Below are 21,283 nucleotides of genomic sequence, written 5' to 3'. Positions count from 1 at the left end.
CAATATATAATTGTGTTTTTTATATAAATATAAAGGAGCACAATTATGAATAAAAAGAATAAATTGTTATTATGAATGGCAAGCCCAATTATGGCAAGTTTAGCATTAAGTAGTATTGCCTGCGTTGATAATAAAAAACCAAACCCCAAACCAAATAATCCTGAAAATCAAAAACAAAAGTTACTTGATGATTATGCTGAAAAAGAATTTCAATTAACTATTGACGCTTCAAAATATACTCTAGATGAAGCTAAAGATATTAATAAATATCAATATCAAATAAAAAGTGGATATAAATTCGTCTTAAAAGAATTAAAACAAGACAATAAAAAAATCATTGTTAAATATTCTATTTTAGATGAAACAAATCATATCAAATCTAAAGAAGTAACTAAAGAATTTACTAATTTTAAACAATTTTCTAACTCCAGTGAAGATCATTTTGATGCAAGTAAATATAATGAGTTAATTGCTTTATTTAAGTTAAACAAAAATAATCTTGCTTCTAAAAATATTAGTTTATTAAAAAATGTTAAAAACGGTGATTTTGAAATAACTAAGGTTACTATCAATAGTTATAATGATTTAGATGGAATTATTGATATAAGTGTTGAAGGAAAATATAAAAACAAAAATTTTAAAGTTGATTCATTATCAATTTCTGATTTTAAAAAAGTAATTTCTTCTTTAAATAATCAAATTACTGCTAAATTAAATTTTCCAAAATTAATAGAAGAAAATAAAACTATTGAAAGTATAAAAGGTTTAACTAATGATGAATTACTAAAATATTTTTCTGTTTTAGAAACCACTGACACAGTAACTACAGAAAAAACTGATATTCTTGCTTTATTAAACACAAATAACTATAAAATTAAGAACTTTAAGTTAATAAAAAATGGTAATGATTGAAAATTTAATCTTAACATTGAAACTACATATCAAATTTTAATAAAAGGTGAATCTAAAGCAAAAGTAACAATAAAATCTATTATTGACGCCATTAATCAAAAAATTACTGATTTTACTTATAATGAAAATGATGTTTTAAATTATTTATTGACTAAAGTAACTGTTAAAAAGATTGATATTAAAAACCAATATGCATCATTTTATCGATCTTTATTTTATAAACAAAATATTCCAATTGCACACACTTTCATTGATTTTCCCAGCAAATATGAAAAGTTTTTTTCTGCTGATAGAATACATCTAAAAACTATGAATGTTGGAGTAGATGATATCAACGGCGAAATGCACTTTGATTATGTTTTAGAAATGGAAAAGAATTCTAATGATTATCAATCCAAATTAATGAGTCAAACCATAAAAGGTTTTAAAAAAATAGATGAAGAACTTCTTAAAACTTTTATTATAATTGAAAAAGATGAAAAATTGGCTAGTAAAGTAAATGAAATAAAAACACTATATAATGATAGTCAAAATAAAGATAAATTTGAAATAATAGACGATACTGAAATAAAAAAATTTTTTGGATATTCAGGAAACAATAGTAATACTTGGAATATTTTAAGAGAGGGCCAAGATAAGAAATCAGAAAGTTTAATTCAAGAAAATGGTAATTGAATATTTTCTTATTTGGGAAAAGAACTAAAAAATAATTTCAGCAAACAAAAAAATTTAATTAATGACCAATTTCAAATAAATAATATAAGTATTAAATTTGTTAAAATGCACAACTTTAGTGTGCAAAATGGAAAATTATATTTTGAATTCCTTTTTGAAATAACATTTACAATAAATAATGCTGATTCTTCCATTTCAGATTCTGATAAAAATATTATTATTGAAAAAAATTTCGGCTTTACTATAAATTAATTTTTAGAAAAAATTGATATTTATTAACTTAATATATTTAAATCACAAACATTAAAACTTGATGGAGTGGTTTTCTTTTTATATTCTTATAATATAATTATTAATTATGAATATTTTCAAGAAAAACAAAAAATTATTTTATTTAATAATACAAATTATTTTTTTATTTTTAGTGCCAACAATTATATTTTTTGTTGGTATCTTTAAATTAGATAAAATTTACCAAATTTGATTTAGCATAGTTTATGGCATTATCATTTCCACTTTAGCTATCGTATGTGCGTTTTTATTTCAAAAATATTTACAAAACTCTATTGTAGTTAAAGATTCATTAAATTATTATTTAGAAAATGAAGTAAGTAAATATGGTATGGGTATGATAGTTTTTCTAAATGATGGAAAAATCATTTGAATTTCAAAATTTATTGAAAGTCGTTTTAGTAGAAAAATTGTAGGCTGAAATATTAAAGATGTATTTGGAATAAAAGAATGAAATATTAATTCATTTGATTTTCAATTTCATCAAGATAATTTAGATTATGAAATCCATGTCTCTTTAGAAAGAAATATTGCAATTATTAAAGATATTTCAATCCAAAATAGTATTATTGCTGACTTTGAAAAACAACAAACTATTTTTGGTGAAATTAGTATCGATAATATTAACTTGTATCAAACAACATTATCTGAAGAAGAAATTTTTAAAATTTATAGTTATGTTGCTAACTTATTAGAAGATTTATCTAAAAAATACGATTTAATTTATCGTCAATATGAAAATGGTCGTTTTTTTGTTATTGCAAGCCGTGAAACATTAGCTGAATTTGAAAAAATAAGATTTGATTTCTTCAATAAATTTAGACGAAAAACAATTGTTAAAAATATATCTATTACAATTTCTAGTGGATTTTCTTATGGTGTTTATAAATTTAATATTCTTGATCAAATGGCAAAAGAAGCTCTATTGCAATCACAAACTAGAGGTGGAGATCAAACTACCATTGTTACAAAAAATCAAAAACCAAGACACTATGGTTCAGTATCAGAAATAGCAACAAATCTTTCAAGAACAAATACAAATTATATTTCTCGAGAACTAATAAATAAACTTGAATCTAAGTATATAAAGAAAGTTATTATTTATGGTCATAAGAATGCTGATTTAGATGCTTTAGGTTCAGCATATGCAATTGCAAAATTAGCCGAAAGTTATAAAAAAGAAGTGTATATTCAAAATGTGACTTTTGATGCCACTACAAGAAGAATTTATAGCCAATATAAATTAAACGCAAGTAAGACTATAAAATTTATTACCCCTGCTCAAGCAACTTTATTAAATGATAGTTTAACATTAGTTGTTATTGTAGATACATCAGATGACACTAGAATAGAAAACAAATTTGCTTTTAAAAATGTTAAAAAAGAAAATATTATGGTGCTTGATCACCATAGAATTGCTAAAAATCCAAATTATGTAGAAAAAGAAAATTCATATATTGACTCTTCTGCAAGTAGTGCTTCAGAAATTGTAACTGAAATTATTGCTTTAACTAATAATAGTGACCGAATGGATAGAATATCAGCTCAACTTTTACTAAATGGAATTTATTTAGACACTAATATTTTTCAAAAACAAACATCATCTAAGACATTTTATGCTTGTTCTTTATTAGAAAAATGAGGTGCAACAATTCAAGATGCAGTTAATAGTCTAAAAATGGATAATGATGTTTTTGAAAAAGTAACAATGCTATTAAGCAATTTACAAGAGGTAAAACCAGGCTATTATTTAGCCTACAATGATTCTGAAGTTCAGATAGATATAATTTCAATGGCAGCCGATGAAATATTGCGTGTTCAAGGTAGAAAAGCAGCTTTTGTAGTGGCTAAGATACCAGGAACTAGGAGATATAAAATGTCGGCAAGAGGGATTGACACAAATGTTCAAATTATTGCTGAAGCAGTTAATGGTGGCGGACATTTTAGTGCAGCTGCAGCAGAAAGTAATGAAGATTTATCAGTGTTTATTGATAATATAAAACAAGCAATAGTGAGTGTGAGAAATGAAAGTAATATTAATTAAAAATTATGAAAAACATAAAATTAATGAAATTATCGAAGTAGCAGACGGTTTTGGAAAAAATTTTCTAATAAAAAATGGGTATGCTCAACCAGTTAACAAACAAACTCTTTTAAATTTAGAGAGAGTAAAAGACAAAATTGCTGAAAACTTAGCAGACGAAATTGCAAAAGCTAATATAGTTAAAGAAAATATTGAAAAATTACTTTTACAATTTGAATTAAAAGCTAATGGAAATATTGTTCATGGCTCTATTACTCATAAGGCAATTGCCAAGGAACTTCTAAAATATAATATTAAATTACCAAAAAACGCTTTAAGTAATGAAGTATACAATACATTTGGTATACATGATGTTAAGATTAAATTACATCCTCAAGTTATGGCTGTATTAAAGATTAAAATTATTGAAACAATTTAATAATAATAGAAAGAAAGGTAAAAATGTCTTCACTTAATAAACAACAAGAACTAAATCTTGCAATAGCCAATAATGAAGCATCGTTATTGGGTCTTTTATTACGTGAACCTAATTCATATTTGGAAATTTCAGAAATAATTAAACCGGAAATGTTTCATTTTAAAGAAAATAAAACTCTTTACAATGCTATTACTGAAGTTCATTTAAATTCAAAAACTTTTGACCTTACTGTTTTATTAAATTATTTAACTAAACAAAAACTTATTGATGAAGTTACAAGATTTGGTTTTAAAGGAGGGGCGGAATATATTGAGTGATTAGTTAAGAATGCTGGATATCATTCAGAATTAGATATTTATGCTAAAAATTTAATAGACCAATATAAAACTGATCAATTAACTTTATTATTAAATAAAACTCTTGAAAAAATTGACAACAAAATATTTGATATAAGTGATGTTTTGAGTAACCTACAATTAGAATTAATTAACATTGATATTTCAGAAATTAATTCAAACTATGAAAAAATTGGGAATAAAGCCAATGAAGTTATTAAAGATATTATTAATAACGAAAGAACAGACACTTCAGTCGGATTAAATTTTGGATTTAATCCTTTAGATAATTTATTGTTAGGTGCTAATCCGGGAGATTTAATTATTTTAGCAGCTAGACCTTCGATGGGAAAGACTGCTTTTGCTTTAAATATTGCTTCTAATGTTGCAAAGAATGACAAAACAGTTTTATTTTTTTCACTTGAAATGTCAAATGCTCAACTAGTGCAAAGAATGATTGCTATTGACTCAATGATTCAAATTTCTAAATTAAGAAAAAATTTAATCACTACTGATGAATGAAAAGAAATTCATTGAACAAAAGAGCAAATGGAAAAATGAGAAATGTATTTAAATGATAAGCCAACTCTTACCATTTCTGATTTGCTTACACTATCAAGAAGATTTGCAAGAAATAGAAAAGTTGATTTAGTTGTTATTGACTATTTACAATTAATAGCAGATTCTAATAAAGCAAATAACGAAAATAGACAACTAGAAATTAGTAAAATTTCTCGAGCTTTAAAACAACTAGCTAGAGAATTAGATTGCCCAATAATTGCTCTTAGTCAATTAAGTAGAAATGTTGAAAAAAGAGAAGATAAAACCCCTATTTTAAGTGATTTACGTGAATCGGGTTCAATTGAACAAGATGCCGATATTGTTATTTTCTTGCATAGAAAAGATTACTATAACAAGAAAAGAGAATATGGCTCGGATAATGAAGAAAGTCCAAGTTCTGAAGTATATAATTCAGAAAACTCTATTGAACAAGATTCTTTAACTAATGTTATAGTGGCTAAAAACCGTCATGGTGCGGTAGGAATTGTTCAATTATTATTTAAACCACATTTAAATAGATTTTTCTATGCTAATGAAAATTCAAATAAACAAAAATTAAATGTACCAAATAAGGAGAATTAGATGCAGGATTTATCCAATGAAGAATTAAACAAAATAAAAAAAACTAATGATAAACTTGCAAAAAAACAATTAAAAAAGCAAGCTTATGAAGAAAAACAACAAATATTAAACCCTTATAAAATTGACCTAATTAATATTTGAAAAAAATATCCAAAAAAAGTACTTTGAATGTTTGTTAGTGCATTTTTATACAATATTGCTATTACAGTTTTTCTTAAAAAAGCAGCTACTATTGCTTCTGGTACATCGTCACTTTCACAAATAATTACTTTTACAGCCCCTCAAACAGCGGATTTTTATGGGTTATTTTATGTTCTTGTAAATTTACCATTAATGTTTATTTTTTGAAGACATAACCCGCGAATGTTTATGGTTTTAACATACTATTGAATGCTTTTTCAAATAATTGTTCAATGCATTTTTATAGACTATAATAAAGCAAATCCAATTATTAAATTTATTAATGAAAAATTATCTATTTATAATCCAACAGGTCGCCCTGGTGATTATTGAGATCCTTTTGGTACTAACATTACTACTGGTGCTTTACAAAAATTAGTAGATAGTGGAAAATTTTCTACAATCTCTGAAGCGCTTAATGATGCATTAAAAAATAAAGGAGCATTTTATGATGGCCAAAATTGACCAATAATTTTTTATGCTGCTTTAGGTGGTATTGCTGAAGGTTTTGCTTCAGTTATAGCTTGAAAACAAAGAGGTTCTATTGGTGGAACATCAGTAATTTCAAATTATATTGCTTATAAAAATAAAAAGCCTGTTGGCAATATGTTTTTAATTGTTGCTTTATGTTTTTCTACATTTTCTACAATTGTAATTGGAACTTTAGAAATAACAAATAAAGTTCCAGAGCACAAGTGACATAAAGGAACAAGCGGTCAAGAATTTTTGGTAAGAATTTGTGGCACATTAATTTACTTAGTGGTATTTACACTATTAGTAAATAGATATTATCCTAAATATAAAAAAGTTAAAATTGAAATTTATACTACTAAAGTTGAATGGATAGCAGAGCATTTCAAAAAAATTGGCTACATTCATTCTTACAATATTTTTTATGGAGTTAGTGGATATAAGCATTATGATTTTGCCAAGATTGAAACAATTGCTTTATATCTTGAAAGAGATTGAATTTTTGAAGAAGTTAAAAAAATAGATCCAAGTGCATGAATCTCTACTTCAAATATTCATGATATAAGTGGACAATTTGATACTTCAAAAGTTGATTAAATTATTTTAATAATTATAAAAACAAAAAAGTGTTAATATTTCTAACATAAATTAAGGAAAGTTTATGGTTGATGAACAAGAAAAACAAGAAAATAACAAAATTTTAAAAAAAATAAAGAAATTGCCTAAAGATTTAAAGATAAAACCACAAATTGACTTAAATCCATATAACGTCAATATTTTTAATGTGTGAAAAAAATTTCCTAAAAAATTATTTTTTATTTTTCTTTCTGCGTTCCTTTACAACGTAGGTGTAGCTTCGTTTTTAGCTAAAGCGGCGACTGTTGCTTCTGGAATTTCTGCCATCGTTCAATCTTTAACTTACACAGTTGATGCAACAGCGCCTTATTTTGCTTACATTTACTTTGCTATTAATTTACCTTTTATAATAATTTTTTGAAAAAAAAATTCGAGACTATTTATGATTATGTCTTTATATTGATTATTATTTCAAATGGTAATTCAAAGTATTTTTTTAATACCTGCTGTTAAATTTTTATTTGATAAAATTTCATTTTACTATGTTAATTGAGAAGATAGAAAACCTTTTAAAGATTTAATATCTTGAGAAGTTTATGGTAGATATGGTGCTTTTAATTTAGGTTTTTCTAATCCAACTTGACCAATTGTTATTTATGCCGTAATTGGTGCTTTATGTGCGGGATCTGCTTCTGGAATTGCTTGAAAAAATTCAGGTTCCACTGCTGGAAGCGATATTATTATTTATTACGTTTCTAGAATTAAAAAGAAAAGCGTTGGCTTTATTTCCACTGTTGTAGCTTTAATTTTTGCTGCATTTTCAACTATTTTAATTGGAGCATTAGAAGCTGGGCATGTGAATCCAAATAAACCTTGAAATTTCGCTGCATTTTTATTAAGAACAGTTTCTACAGTTATTTATATTTTTGTTTACAATGGAATGGTAGAAATTTTATATCCTAAATACAAAAAAATTAAAATTGAAATTTACACTAAAAAACCTGCTGAAGTTATTTATCATTTAAAAGAAATTAATTATTGACATGGTTATAACTATGTAACAATGACAAGCGGTTATACTAATTCGTTAACTACAAAAATTGAAACAATGGCTTTATATTTAGAACAAAACATAATTTATTCTGAAATATTAAAGATTGACTCATCTGCCTGAATAACGACTTCGACTGTTAATAAAATTATTGGTAGATTTGATACTTCAAAAGTTGACTAAAGTGCCTAAAAGGCATTTTTTTTATTTGATTTATGATTTTTATTTTGCATATTTTATTTATACTTAAGGCATTTTTTTGTTTTTATTCATATGTTGAAGTAACATTTAGATTATAAATAAAGAAGAGAGAAAGAAGGAATATGATAGAAACAGAATTAGTTCAAAAAAATTTAGAATATGAAAAAAATCAAATTTTAGCTAACGAAATAAAAATTATTAAAAAATTAACAAAATGTGATTTCAAAGATTATTTATATTATTTGACATTAGAAATGTTTAAAAATAATGAAAATACAAATTATAAACTTAAAAATTGAAGAATTGTTTATGACGGATAATAATTAATTGCAATCAGTTGTTATGTCACTATGGATGAGAAGATTATAGTCAAGTATTAGTATCCTCTAACTTATCTGGACAATTATTTTTAATAGAGATATCCAAAACATCTAACAACAAAAAACCAAAAAAATATTTTATTATAAAGGTAAATTTATATTAGGAGTTGATTTTAATAAAAAATGAGAAAAATAAATAAATTATACTTTTATCTAGCATAATTGGACCAACATTTGTTTCAACATTGTGTGTATCTTGTTTTGACAATCGCTGAGAAATACTAGATGAACTTTTAAAAGCCAACATTGCAACTTTTAAAATTAAAGAAATTGAAATTAATGATAAAAATAAAAACTTTTTTTCCAAAAATGATGTTTTAGTAAAAATAGATACTATTGCAAATATTTTAGAATATCAAAAAAATCATCCCGAAATTCATGCTGCAATTATTAATTTTAATGAAAATAAAATGGATGCAAAAGTTATCGCATTATTTTTACCATGAAAATATCTCAACCAATGAAAATTAACTAAAGATAATATTGATATTTCAAAAGAATGAGGAAATAGATATTTACAACTTTTCCTAAATAAAGCGACTACATATACTCTTAGTACTTCATGAAGAAAAAATGAAATATCTTGACATAGTCTTTTACGATTTTCTAGTAAAAAGAAAGTGAACGAGAAATTAGAATTCATTTTGGCATAGATATATTTTTTAATTTAAAAAATATAAGTACTTGCCGATTAGGGACTAATTCATTTTTGTTTTCACTAGAAATGATTTAAATCTATAGTTATTTTTTTAAATTTAAAAAACACTCTTATTTTTAGAGTGTTTTTAATGTTTTTATAATATTATATCTTCATCGATTTCATCAATTTTATTAATTCTTGGAATATGGCGACCGCCTTCAAATTCAGTTTTTTCTCATTCGTGAAACATTTCGATGGCATTTTCCGTAGTCATTATTCTTCCACCCATAACTAGAATATTAGCATTATTATGTAATTTTGCAAGTTTTGCATCATTAACATTAGTTACTCTTGCGGCTCTTATATGTTTGTAGCGATTTAATGCAATGCTTATTCCTATTCCTGATCCACATAATGCAATATATTTAATATCATCGTGTTCTTTATCATTTAAATAGATGTTAGCAAATTCTATTCCGGCTTCTGCATATGAATATGGAATTTCATCGCTTTGTGCTCCTAAGATTTCAACTTCATATCCTTCATTAGTTAATATTTGAGCCATTTCCTGTTTAGTTTTAAAAGCGGCATGATCACTAGTTATTTTTATTAGTTTTTTTCCCATAAATTCTCCTATTTTCTTATTATTTCACCATCTTCTACTCTAATAATTTGACTTGGAACTTGTGACATTTCTCCAAAATTATAAATATTTTCTATTTCCTTAAAAATTTGTTTAGCTTCATCTAAAGTTTTGCATACAGGTGCATTAGATATATTGCAACTAGACATATATATAGGACCATTTTTTTCAAGATAATCTAATAACTTTTTTTGATTTGGCATTCTAAAACCTTGATCATTAACAACTAATGTTGTTGCACCTGGTCAATATTTTTTGGCATATTCTTCTGCCTTAGAATTTCAATTTTTGAAAGTTCTAGCTTGTTTTATAGAAGCAACTAAAATTATTAGTTTTTTAGTTTTTTCACGGCCCTTAATTTTATAAATTAATTTTTTACATTCATCATTTACTGGACCGCCAATACCTAAAACGGTATCTGTTGTGGAAATAAACAATTTATTGTATTTATTAGGCATAAAAACATTATAACATATATAATAATTTCAATATGCCTGAATTACCGGAAGTAAAAGTTGTTGTTTTAGCTTTAAATAAATACATTATTAATAAAAAAATAAAGAATTTAATTATTTATAAAAGCAAACTATTCAAAGAATTAGAGCCCAATGAATTTATTGATAAACTAAAAAACAAAACAATAAAAGAAATTACTAATAGAGGAAAACATATTATTATCAAACTATCAGATAATATTGTACTTTTATCACATCTTAGAATGGAAGGAAAATATCGTTTTTTTGATAAACCTAGTGCAAATAATCCACACATTATCGCTAAATTTGTTTTTGACGATAATAGTGAATTGCAATATTTAGATTCCCGTATGTTTGGAACTTTTCATTTAAGAAATTGAAATAATTATGACAAAATATTGCCCATATCTAAAATAGCAAATGAACCTTCAAAAATAAATGTTGAACTTTTATTTAATGAACTTAAAAAATCTTCATCTCCTATTAAAACAAAATTATTAGATCAAGAACTAGTCTCTGGAATTGGAAACATCTATGTAGACGAAGCATTATTTAAAGCTAAAATTCACCCTTCGACTCCAGCAAAAAGCATTTCTATAGATGAATTAACCAATATTATTAATTTTGTCAACACTATTATGGAAGATAGTTTTAAAAAAGGCGGAACCACATTATTTAGTTATGAAAGTTTAAATCGCCAAATTGGTGCATATCAAAATTTTTTACAAATTCATAGTGATAATATTACTTCTTGTAAAGTGTGTGGCAACAAAACTAGGAAAATAAAAGTGAATAATCGTGGAACATATTTTTGTCCATTTTGTCAAAAATTGAAATAAAGAAGTATTTATGTGGGATGGGATTAAGGAAATAGATTTACATGGCCAAGATATTAATAAAGCAACAGCGACAATTTCTCTTGCTTTATTTGAGTTTGAGCAAGATGATTATAAAAAATATTTGGATATTATTGTTGGTAATGGAACGGGTGCTTTAAAAATTAGGGTAGTAGAAATTTTAGATAAAGAAAATTATCAATATGACTATTTAAATTTGAATCATTCAATAATTAGAGTTTATAAAAAAACTACATTTTAATTACTTTTAGCGAATGTATTATTTAAAAACATTCAAGCATAGTTTTTATAATTTAATTACTATTAATTAAAGTTTGTATTATTGCAAAAATAAGCCCCCTTATAGTCCTCTCTTTATTTAGATACACAAATTTCAGAGATATTTTATTAAAGATATTTAATTTTAATTTAAAAGTTAACAAGATTTTAATTATTACAATTATTGCTAATTATATTTTTTACATTATTTATTACTTTTAAGGTAACAAAAAGTGTCAAAATATCAAAAAAGAGCGCTATAAATAGCGTTTTTTTTTTTTTTTTTTTTCTAAAATGTCTTTCTATTCAAGGAGTTATTTAATAATGAATACATCAAAGAAAAAGAAAACAACTATTATTTTAGGAACTACAATTGGAGTTTTAGCAACTTCAGCTATTGTTACTGGAATTATTTATAGTAGATCGTCAAAAAAACATGGCGAATATAATCCTAACAATATCTTAGATATTGGTGTTTCTGAACAAGATATAATTGATCAAAAACCAAGCAGTTGAGATAACAAAAATAAAGAAAGATTTGAAAAACTTAGACTTTATTTACAAAAATTAACCGAAGCTTTAAACAAACTAACCGAAAATGCTAAGAAAAACTTAAGCATTGAAGATTATAAAAAGACTATTGAAGATTTAGAAACCAATCTAAATAGAGCTGCTTCAGTAGAAAAAATCGTTAATGACAGCATTAAGAATTTAGAAAAATGACCAGATAAACAAAAACTTTTACAAGAAGATAAAACTAAACTTGATAAATCAGTTGATGAAGCCAAAAAAGCTTTAGAACTTGCTAAAGTTAAATTACAAAGATTGCTTAATGATAAAGATAAATTAAAAAACAAAATTAAAGAAATTATTGAACAAATTAATGAAACAATTGAAGAATCATCTAAAGCAAACATTACTTCAGAAATCGACCGCTTTATTAGTAAATTAGAAACCTTAAGTAAAATTGCTAAAGGTTTAAAAGATGATGCTTCAAAAGTTAAATTAACTAAAGAAGCAAATGATTTAACTGAAGCAATCATTAAAGCAGAAAATGAAATTAAGAGACTAAAAGAACTTAAAGCTAAATTAACTGATGAAGAGCAAAAGAAAAATCTTGAAGAATATGCTAAACGATTTGAAGAAAAAGTAAATAAAGCAATAGAAAAAACTAATAAAACTACTGAACTTGAAGCTTTAAAAGAAGCAATAAAAGATCTTGAAGAACTTAAAAAAGAAGGTGAAGCTGCTAAGAAACTAGCAGATTCTTTAGGCTTACCAGAAGTAGCTAAGAAAATTGATAAAAGTATTAAGAAATTAGATAAAGCCATTACTGAAGCTAAGAAAAAACAAGCCGAAAAAGAACTTGAAATTTCTAAATTAAAAGAAGAAGCTAAACAATTATTAGAAGCCTTAACTAAAGCAATAGAAGAAGCTAAAAAAGTTAACACTTTAGAAGAATTAAATAATGCTATTACTAATTTAGAAACAAAAATTAAAGAAGCTAATGACTTAATTGAAAAACTAGAAAAAGCTTCACTAACTAAAGAAAGTGATGAACTTAAATTAAAAGTAGCCGAAGCTAAAAGAATCTTAGAAGAAACTAAAGCTAGAAAACAAGCTGAAGAAAATCGAGTTAATTTATTAAAAGAAAAAATTAATAAGCAAATAGACGCTTTAAAAGAAAATACTAAAAAAGTAAAAGATGCATTAAAAATAGAACTTTTAGAAAAAAGCCTTGAAACTTTAGCTAAAGAAATTGAAAACTCTGAAACATTATTAAATGAAGTCAAAAACGATAATTCCAAAACTAGTCTTGCAAATGAAATTCAAGCTTTAGAAGATGAAATTGCTAAAGCAAAAGCTGAACAACAAGCTTCACAAAAAAGATTAGAAGATCTTAGAAAAGCTCATTCAGAGCTTGAAGCTAAAGTAAATGAAGCTTTACAAAAGGCTGATAATGCTCTTAGTGAAGCTAAAACTAATGAAAATAGTGATGATGTAGCAAAATTAACTGATATTTTAGCAAAATTAACTGACTCAAAAAATGAGTTAGATAAAGTTCAAACTGAAGCAACTAATAAAAATGAAACTGAACTTGCTAAAAAATGTCAAGATAAAAAATCAGAAGTTGATTCTTGAATTACTAAAATTACAAATCAAAAAGCAAAAGCTGAACAAAAAGCTAAAGAAATAGAAGAAAATAAAGAAAAAATTACCAAACAAATTGAAGAATTGACTAAAAAAGAAAAAGCTTTAGAAGAAGCATTAAAAAGTGATGATAAAGCTAAAATCAATAAAGCCATTAGTGAACTTGAAAGCGAGATTACTAAAGCTAATGACTTACATAATTTAACTAAAGATGAACCTAAATTAAAAACTGAATCTGAAAATTTAAAAAATAAAATTATTGAAGCAAAAACTAAAGTAGATGACGCTAAAAATAAACTAGCTGAAATTGAAAATAAAGAAAACGAAGCCAAAAAAGCCGCTAATCAAGCTAAACAAGAACTTAATGAAGCCTTAAAAGAAGTTGAAGAAGCTAAGAAAACTGAAGATTTAGATAAGCTAAATAAAGCTAAAGAAAAATTAGATAAAGCAATTACTAAAGCTGAAGCAGCCAAAAAATTAGCAGATGAAGCTAAATTACCAGAAGTATCTAAAGAATTAGAAAATTTAATTAAGAAAGCTAAAGAAGAACAAAAAGAATTAAGCAAAAAAATTGGTGAAGTTGAAACCAAAAATCTTGAAGCAATCAAGAAGAAAATTACTGATGCAACTAATAAATTAGAAACTGAAATTCAAAAAGCAACTACTGCTTTAGGTTTTGAACATAATTTAGAAAAAATTCAACAATCATTAAGTAGCATTACTGATGAAATTACTATTGCTACAAAAGTAAAAAATGATACTGAAGCAAATCAAAGTAAATATCAAGCCGAATTTAATAATCTTAAAGCTAAACTAACTGAAGCAAACACTAAAAAAGCATCATTAGAAGAACGTAAAACTAAAATTGAAAATGAAAGAAAAGTAGCTCAAGAAAATTACGATGAAGCAGAACGTTTAGCTAATGAAGCTATTAAAAAATATGATGATCATCACAATACTATTACTGAAGTTCAAAGTGCTATTAATGATTTAAAAGCAACTTTAAATAAAGCTGAAGCAAGTGAAACTGAAGCAACTAATATTGAATATAATGAATTAAAACAAAAAGCAACTGAATTAAAAACTAAAATTAATCAAAAACTAGTTGAAGCTAACCAAAAATTAGCAGCTTTAAAGAGTGCAGAAGAACAAGAAAATCAAAGAATAGCAGCTTTAAAACAAGAATTAAAAACTGCAACTAAAAATTTAGAAGATGCTTTAAAAGATTATCAAAAACAAACTTTAATTGATCAAAAACAAGAATCATTAGATAAAGTTAAAGCACAACTTGATTTAGCAAATACCTTAGACAAAAAAATTACTGATAATAATGACCAAACTAAAACTGACCCTGAATATACAGAATTTAAGCAAAAATTAGATTCTGTTACTTCAACATATGAAACTGAAAAAACTAATTTAGCTAAAGCAAAACAAGAAATTGAAAATAAAGTTAAAAATTTAGAAACAGAAACTAATGATGCTCTTAAAAAAGCCAATGATGCTATTACTTCTAATAAAGAAACTGATTTACAAAGTGCTTTAGATAAATTAAAAGAAATTAAAAATAAAGCAACTGCATTAAAAAATGAAATTTCACCAAAAGGTTATCAAATAGAAACTAATAAAGTAATTAAATTTGAAGAAGATTTATCAAGCAAGATTACTGAAGTAGACAATAAATTAAATGCTGAAAAGAATCGTATTAAAGCAGTAGCCAAAGCACTAGATCAAGCGCAAACATCCTTAGATCAAGCAATAAAAAATGTTACTGATAATAAAGATAATGTTACCAAGCTAACTGAAGCATTGACCACTTTACAAGCAACCATAACAACTACTGAAGGCATTGTAAATCAATATGATAAACCTGAAAATAATAGTGTTTCTTCATTAAAAGAAAAATTAAATAAATTAAAAGAAACATTAAAAACTGCAAAACAAACTAAAAAAGATTTAGAAAAAGAAAATAAAGAAAAAACTGAGAAAATCGATAAACAAGTAGATGACGCTAAGAAAAAAGCCGATGAAGCTATTAAAAAAGCCGATGATGCCTTAAAACAAGATCCACCTAAAAAAGATGATTTAGATAAAGCTAAAAAAGATCTAGAGGACGCCAAAAAAGATCTAGAGGACGCCAAAAAAGATTTAGAAAAAGCAAAACAAGAAGCAGATAAAAATCACTATGATGAAAAATCTAAAGAAGCTGATGAAAAATCTAAAGAAGTAGACAAAAAATTAAAAGAAATCACTGATAAATTAGCAGATGAACAAGAAAAAGAAACCAAAAGGATTGCCGAAGTTAAAAAAGCACTTGAAGATACTATAAATTCATTAAAACAAATAAATAACGATGTTAAAACATTAACTGGAGTTGATGAATTAAATGAAAACCTTCCTAAACTTCATACTGAAATTACTAAAGCAAGAGATCAAGTTTATAACATTCATAATGTAGAAATTAATAAGAAAATTCCTGAATTAAAAACTTTATTAGAATTTTTAGACAAATTAATTAAAGATTCAGAACAAACTAATTCAACAAAAAGCCAAGAATTAACTACAAAAACTAATGCAACTAATAATAAAGTTAGAGAAGCTAAAGAAGCAGTTACAAAAGCAATAGAAGTAGCTAAAGCAGCTCCTGACAATGATGTTGATAAATTATCTAAAGCAGTTGAAACTTTAAATGAAGCTAAAACTAAGGCAGAAGAAGCAAAAAATTTAGCTACAACTAACAAATATCAAGAAAAAATTAATGAAGCACAAGCTTTAATAACTAAAGTAGAAAAACAACTTGAAGAAACCAGGGCTAAATTAGATGCAGCTAAACAAGATGAAGCAGCTAAAATTCAAAAATTGGTTGAAGAAATTACTAAAGAAATAGAAAAAGTAAAAACTGCTGAAAATGAAGCTAATAGTGTTAAAGATAATATTGATGAATTAGATAAGAAACTACCTTTATTAAATGAAGCAATTACTAAAGCTAACGAAAAACACTCAGAAATTCAAGGAAATTCTTTAGCTAATAAAGAAGAGGTAAAAACAAAACTTTCCGAATTAAAACAAACAAGTGATAAAGCTAAAGAAATATGAAACTCATTAACCGCTACTCAAAATACTAATAAACAATTAGTTGAAAAAGCAGTTAATGATGCTAAAGCTTTAGCAATACCTGCTGAAAATAAAGCTAATAATGCTATTTCATCTAAGAAAATTTCTGATTTAGAAGATGCTCTTAAAGATTTAGTTAAAGCAATAGACGAAACTACTAAAGCAAAAAACTTGGCAAATAACAAGCATTATTCTTCAAAAGAAACTGAAGCTAATGATTTATTAAATAAACTTAATGAATTAAAAACCAAAGTAGAAGAAGAATTACAAAAAGCTAGACAAACTGAACAAGATAGAGTAAATGCAATTAAAGCAAAAGTTAAAAAATTGATTGAAGATCTTGACACTGCTATTACTAAAGTTAAAGCAAAACATACCACTTCATCTTCATTGGGTGATGATATTTTAGAATTAGAAAAATTAATTGAAGAAGCTAGAAAGTTACAACCAGAAACAGAAAGTAGTTCAGAGCTTGCTACTGAAAAAGAACAACTTACCAAAAAACTTACTGAAGCTAATACAGAACTTGAAAAAGCTAAAAAAGAAAAAGCTCGTTTAGCAGAATTAGAAGCAGCTAAACAAGCAGCTAAAAATAAAATTAATAATGAATTTACTGATTTAACAAGTGAACAAAAAACTGCTGCAATTAGTGAAATTGATGTTGCCGAAACTAAAGAAAAAGTAAAACAAGTTGTTCAAAAATATGAAACTTTAAATAATCAAAATCGTGCTAAAAAAGTTAAAGAACTAAAAGATCAAATAACAAATCTTAAAAAAGACTTAGAAGAAGCTACTTCTCAATCAGAAACTGCTAGAAATAGTGCTAAATTAGAAGAACTTAAAACCGCTATTACTAACTTAACCACTAAATTAAAAAATGCTACAAACTTTTTAGATAATCATTATGAAAATAAATATCATGAAATAACAAGTGAAACTAATGATCTAAAAACATTAATAGAAAAAGCTAAAACCGAGCTTCAACAAGCACAAAATAAACTAAATAGTGGCCAACAAAAGCTAGAACAAGACTTAGCTCAAGCTAAAGATAAATTAGACAAAGCAATTGAAAAAGCTAATGCCGCTGGTAATGATAAAGCAAAATTAAATGAAGCCAGAACTTTATTAGAAGAAGCTAAAACCGACCTTGAAAAAGTAAAAACTGAAGCTCAAAACAAAAACTATCAAAAAGTTATTACTGAAGCAACCAAAGAAATTAAAAAAGCTGAAGATAAGATTAAAGAAATTAATGATAAATTAGCAAAAATTTCTGAAGATGAAAAGGCAAAAGAATTAATAGCAGAAATTGATAAAGAAATAGAAAAATTAACTCAGGCTGAAACTGATGCCAAAAATGCTAAAGATAATGTTGATGAATCTGATAAGAAATTGCCATTACTAGAAAAGGCAATTACTCATGCCAACACTAAACATTCACAAATTCAAACAAATCCTTTAGCTAATAAACCAGAAGTTAAAGCAAAACTTGATGCCTTAAAAACAAAAAGTGACGCTGCTAAATCAACTCTAACTTCATTAACTACTACTCAAAATACTAATAAACAATTAGTAGAAAGTAAAGTTACTGAAGCTAAAAATTTAGCAACACCTGCTGAAAATAAAGCAAATAGTGCCATTGCTTCTAAGAAAATTCCTGATTTAGAAGCTGCTCTTAATGATTTACAAATCGCTATTACAAAAGCAGAGGTAGCAAAGACTTTAGCCGAACAAAAAAACTACTCTTCTAAACAAACTGAAGCAACTACTTTATTAAATGAATTAAGTACTTTAAAACAAAAACTAGAAGAAAAACTTGAACAAGCTAAACAAACCATTAAGCAAGAAATTAATAAAATGCTACGTAATCTTGATGATGCTATTAGTGAAGTCAAAAAAGAACATACCACTTCATCTTCATTAGAAATTGATATTAGAGCATTAGAAGATTTATTACCCAAAGCTGAAGCTTTAAAATCAAAAATTGAAAATAGTTCGGATCTTGCTTCTGAAAAACAAAACTTGATTGATAAAATAGCTGAAGCAAATAGAGAATTAGATAAAGCAAGAGAAGAAAAACAAAGATTAGAAGAACTTGAGGCAATAAAACAAGGCGCCAAAAATCTAGTTAATAACAACTTTACTGATTTAAATATTGATGAAAAAAATGCCGCATTTAATGAAATAGACAATGCTAAAACTAAAGAACAAGTAAAAGATATTGTTAAAAAATATGAAACTTTAAATAATCAAAATCGTGCTAGAAAAATTAATGAATTATTACAAAAAATTCAACAATTAAAAACAAACCTTGAAATTGCTGGTAGTAGTCTTGATCAATCTAATACTATTGGAATATTGGAAGGAGCAATTACTTATCTAACTAAACAGATAAAAGATGCTAAAGATTTTATTAACCAACGTAATGAATTAAAATATCCAGAAATTATTGATAAGCAAAATGAATTGATATTTCTTATTGAAGGATTGGAAAGAAAATTACAAGAAGCAAAAGAAAAATTAAGAGAATTAATTGAAAAATTAAACAATGATTTAGCACTCTTAAAACAAGAACTTACTCAAGCAATTAAAAAAGCAGATGAAGCAATTCAAAGTGCTCAAAAAGAAGAGTTAGACAAAGCTAAACAAGAACTTGAACAGGTAAAAAATAAACTTGAACAATTAAAAAATGAAGCAAAAAACAATTCATATCAAAAAGTCGTTACTGAAATTGGTTTAGAAATTTCTAAAGCTGAAGAAAAAATACTAGAAATTGATGCAAATATTTATGCTAAACATGTTGTGAAAATAGGAGTTGAGCCTGATCGTAAAAAATGACTTCCTTCAACATTTGTACAAGGTTTTAATTATACAGTTACAAATCATCCAAGCTCTGATTATAAAATTAAAACTGAACACAAGGCAAATGACAACACCGGAAAAGTATATGCAAGATTTACTTTTACTTTAAAGAAAAACCCAAAAATAAAAGCATATGTTGATTATACCTTTGATGATTTTAAAAAGTATGAACCATATAAAATAAGAAACTTACGTGCAAAATATTCTTCTAAATATACCACAGAGGAAGTTTACAAGGATATTTATAATAAGAGTTATGGGGATTATTATAAAACACTAAAGGCATTTGCTGATTGAGATAATAATAAAGGCATTTTAAAAGATGAAACTTTTGAAATATATGATTTAAATTATAATGAATCAAGTAATCAAATTACTTTTAGATACAAAATAACAAGAGAAAATATTCCAGCAGCTGATAGCTATAAGTCAGAATCATTTTCAAATTCATATTTTGAAGAAGTGCAAACATTGGATATCACCGAATCATTAAGAAATGTTCATGATGGATATGTTAGATATTATAACCCTGATTTTGATGTTGAAAATAAAGATAGATTGGCCTCTGATGTTGATAAGAATCACCAAAGTGATATTACTTTAAAAACTGAATTAAAAGATCAATTTGAATATCAAGTAACTCACACAAGTCCTAATGACCATACTGGTGAATTAACTTTAAAAGTAACTATAAAATCTAAGAAGTTTCCAGATATTAGTAAAGAGTTTGAATATAAAATCACTGGATTTAAAAAAGATTTACCCGAAAAACAATTTAATTTAACGGCACGTGACTTTAATTATAACAAATGAGGATCTTTTTCATCTCAGTATGGCGGGTATATGCCGTTATTTTGAAAAGATCGTGTAAATTCTAGTGGTAATGAGATAGATGCCTTTAAATCATTATTTAATATTGAAAACAAAGATATTGTTTCTGCAAAATATATTAATGGTGAAGGAAAATTTAAATATTCTTATAGTGCAACCAAAAATGTTATTACTGGCAAAACTATTGATGGAAATTACAAAATTGAGAATATCTCTGTTAATTATAATGAGGAAGTAGATATGTCAAAACTTTTGGAAGCTTGCCATTATGCTTTTGGTTTGCTTAATTGAAATATAAAAACCGATGAAAATAATGAAGCTTTAGGATTAATTAAATTTTTAGAAAATGTAGAAACTAGTCTTGAAAAATATGCAACAAAAAATGAACAACTGAAATTAGATATTCTTGCTGTAATATTAAAATATAAAAATAAAAATTATAGCATACCTATAAAAGTATTGGGACGAATATTAGATTATCAGTTAGCAGTAGAAAAATTCGAATGACTTAAAAATGAGGTTAATATATTAAAGAAGATTGTATTAGATTTTGGCATTAGAATGCGGAATCACCAAGATCCAAATATTCAATTATTAGGTAAAGAAATTACCGAGGAATCTATCAAAAGAAAATATGAGCAAACTGATTGAAAATAATTTTTGGATTTTTATTATATATAAAATTAAATAAAAAAATTGCTAATAAATTGAAAAGAGCAAAACAATTGATAGTTTTGCTCTTTTTGTTTTTTCACAAAAATTTGGTCTTCTCATTTT

General features: G+C 25.5%; 13 protein-coding genes. 11 read left to right on the top strand and 2 right to left on the bottom strand.

Features of this window, described 5'->3' with window-relative positions:
- Window positions 1-45 precede the first annotated feature (45 nt).
- From ACLFP3_RS00535 to ACLFP3_RS00500, 8 genes are all read left to right on the top strand, one after another.
- Complete coding sequence (locus ACLFP3_RS00535; protein ID WP_412031652.1) at window positions 46-1,839, top strand: hypothetical protein; 1,794 nt, start codon at window positions 46-48, stop codon at window positions 1,837-1,839.
- A gap of 106 nt (window positions 1,840-1,945) precedes the next feature.
- A complete protein-coding gene (locus ACLFP3_RS00530; RefSeq protein WP_412031651.1) occupies window positions 1,946-3,922 on the top strand; it encodes a DHH family phosphoesterase in 1,977 nt (658 codons plus the stop codon).
- On the top strand, window positions 3,903-4,340 hold the full coding sequence (gene rplI / locus ACLFP3_RS00525; RefSeq protein WP_412031650.1) for a 50S ribosomal protein L9: 438 nt from the start codon (window positions 3,903-3,905) through the stop codon (window positions 4,338-4,340). Before ACLFP3_RS00530 ends, rplI begins: the two co-directional genes overlap by 20 nt.
- Before the next feature lie 23 nt (window positions 4,341-4,363).
- A complete protein-coding gene (gene dnaB, locus ACLFP3_RS00520) occupies window positions 4,364-5,818 on the top strand; it encodes a replicative DNA helicase (RefSeq protein ID WP_412031649.1) in 1,455 nt (484 codons plus the stop codon).
- Entirely contained in the window at window positions 5,819-7,066 is a 1,248-nt protein-coding gene (locus ACLFP3_RS00515; RefSeq protein ID WP_412031648.1) for a YitT family protein, read from the top strand. It begins immediately after the preceding gene.
- 64 nt (window positions 7,067-7,130) lie between these two features.
- A complete protein-coding gene (locus tag ACLFP3_RS00510; protein ID WP_412031647.1) occupies window positions 7,131-8,279 on the top strand; it encodes a YitT family protein in 1,149 nt (382 codons plus the stop codon).
- 140 nt (window positions 8,280-8,419) lie between these two features.
- Window positions 8,420-8,617 carry a hypothetical protein gene (locus ACLFP3_RS00505; RefSeq protein ID WP_412031646.1) on the top strand — a complete coding sequence of 66 codons (198 nt, stop codon included), beginning with the start codon at window positions 8,420-8,422 and terminating at the stop codon, window positions 8,615-8,617.
- Between the two features lie 245 nt (window positions 8,618-8,862).
- Window positions 8,863-9,330, top strand: a complete 468-nt coding sequence (locus ACLFP3_RS00500; protein WP_412031645.1) for a hypothetical protein — start codon at window positions 8,863-8,865, stop codon at window positions 9,328-9,330.
- Between the two features lie 141 nt (window positions 9,331-9,471).
- Here ACLFP3_RS00500 and ACLFP3_RS00495 read toward each other — a convergent pair whose 3' ends face one another.
- Window positions 9,472-9,942, bottom strand: a complete 471-nt coding sequence (locus tag ACLFP3_RS00495) for an RpiB/LacA/LacB family sugar-phosphate isomerase (RefSeq protein WP_412031644.1) — start codon at window positions 9,940-9,942, stop codon at window positions 9,472-9,474.
- Window positions 9,943-9,950: 8 nt separating this feature from the next.
- Window positions 9,951-10,418, bottom strand: a complete 468-nt coding sequence (locus ACLFP3_RS00490; RefSeq protein WP_412031643.1) for an L-threonylcarbamoyladenylate synthase — start codon at window positions 10,416-10,418, stop codon at window positions 9,951-9,953.
- Between the two features lie 32 nt (window positions 10,419-10,450).
- Here ACLFP3_RS00490 and mutM point away from each other — a divergent pair, with 32 nt between their 5' ends.
- The 3 genes from mutM to ACLFP3_RS00475 all read left to right on the top strand — a co-directional run bounded on the left by mutM (window position 10,451) and on the right by ACLFP3_RS00475 (window position 21,163).
- Window positions 10,451-11,275, top strand: coding sequence for a DNA-formamidopyrimidine glycosylase (gene mutM, locus ACLFP3_RS00485; protein ID WP_412031642.1), 825 nt, complete (start codon window positions 10,451-10,453; stop codon window positions 11,273-11,275).
- A gap of 10 nt (window positions 11,276-11,285) precedes the next feature.
- Window positions 11,286-11,534 carry a DNA mismatch repair protein MutS gene (locus ACLFP3_RS00480; RefSeq protein ID WP_412031641.1) on the top strand — a complete coding sequence of 83 codons (249 nt, stop codon included), beginning with the start codon at window positions 11,286-11,288 and terminating at the stop codon, window positions 11,532-11,534.
- Window positions 11,535-11,875: 341 nt separating this feature from the next.
- On the top strand, window positions 11,876-21,163 hold the full coding sequence (locus ACLFP3_RS00475; protein ID WP_412031640.1) for a hypothetical protein: 9,288 nt from the start codon (window positions 11,876-11,878) through the stop codon (window positions 21,161-21,163).
- The last annotated feature ends 120 nt before the right edge of the window (window positions 21,164-21,283 follow it).

The organism is Metamycoplasma buccale (assembly GCF_046774455.1).
Taxonomy (GTDB): Bacteria; Bacillota_I; Bacilli_A; order Mycoplasmatales; family Metamycoplasmataceae; genus Metamycoplasma; species Metamycoplasma buccale.
This window is presented reverse-complemented; position numbering and strand designations above follow the sequence as displayed.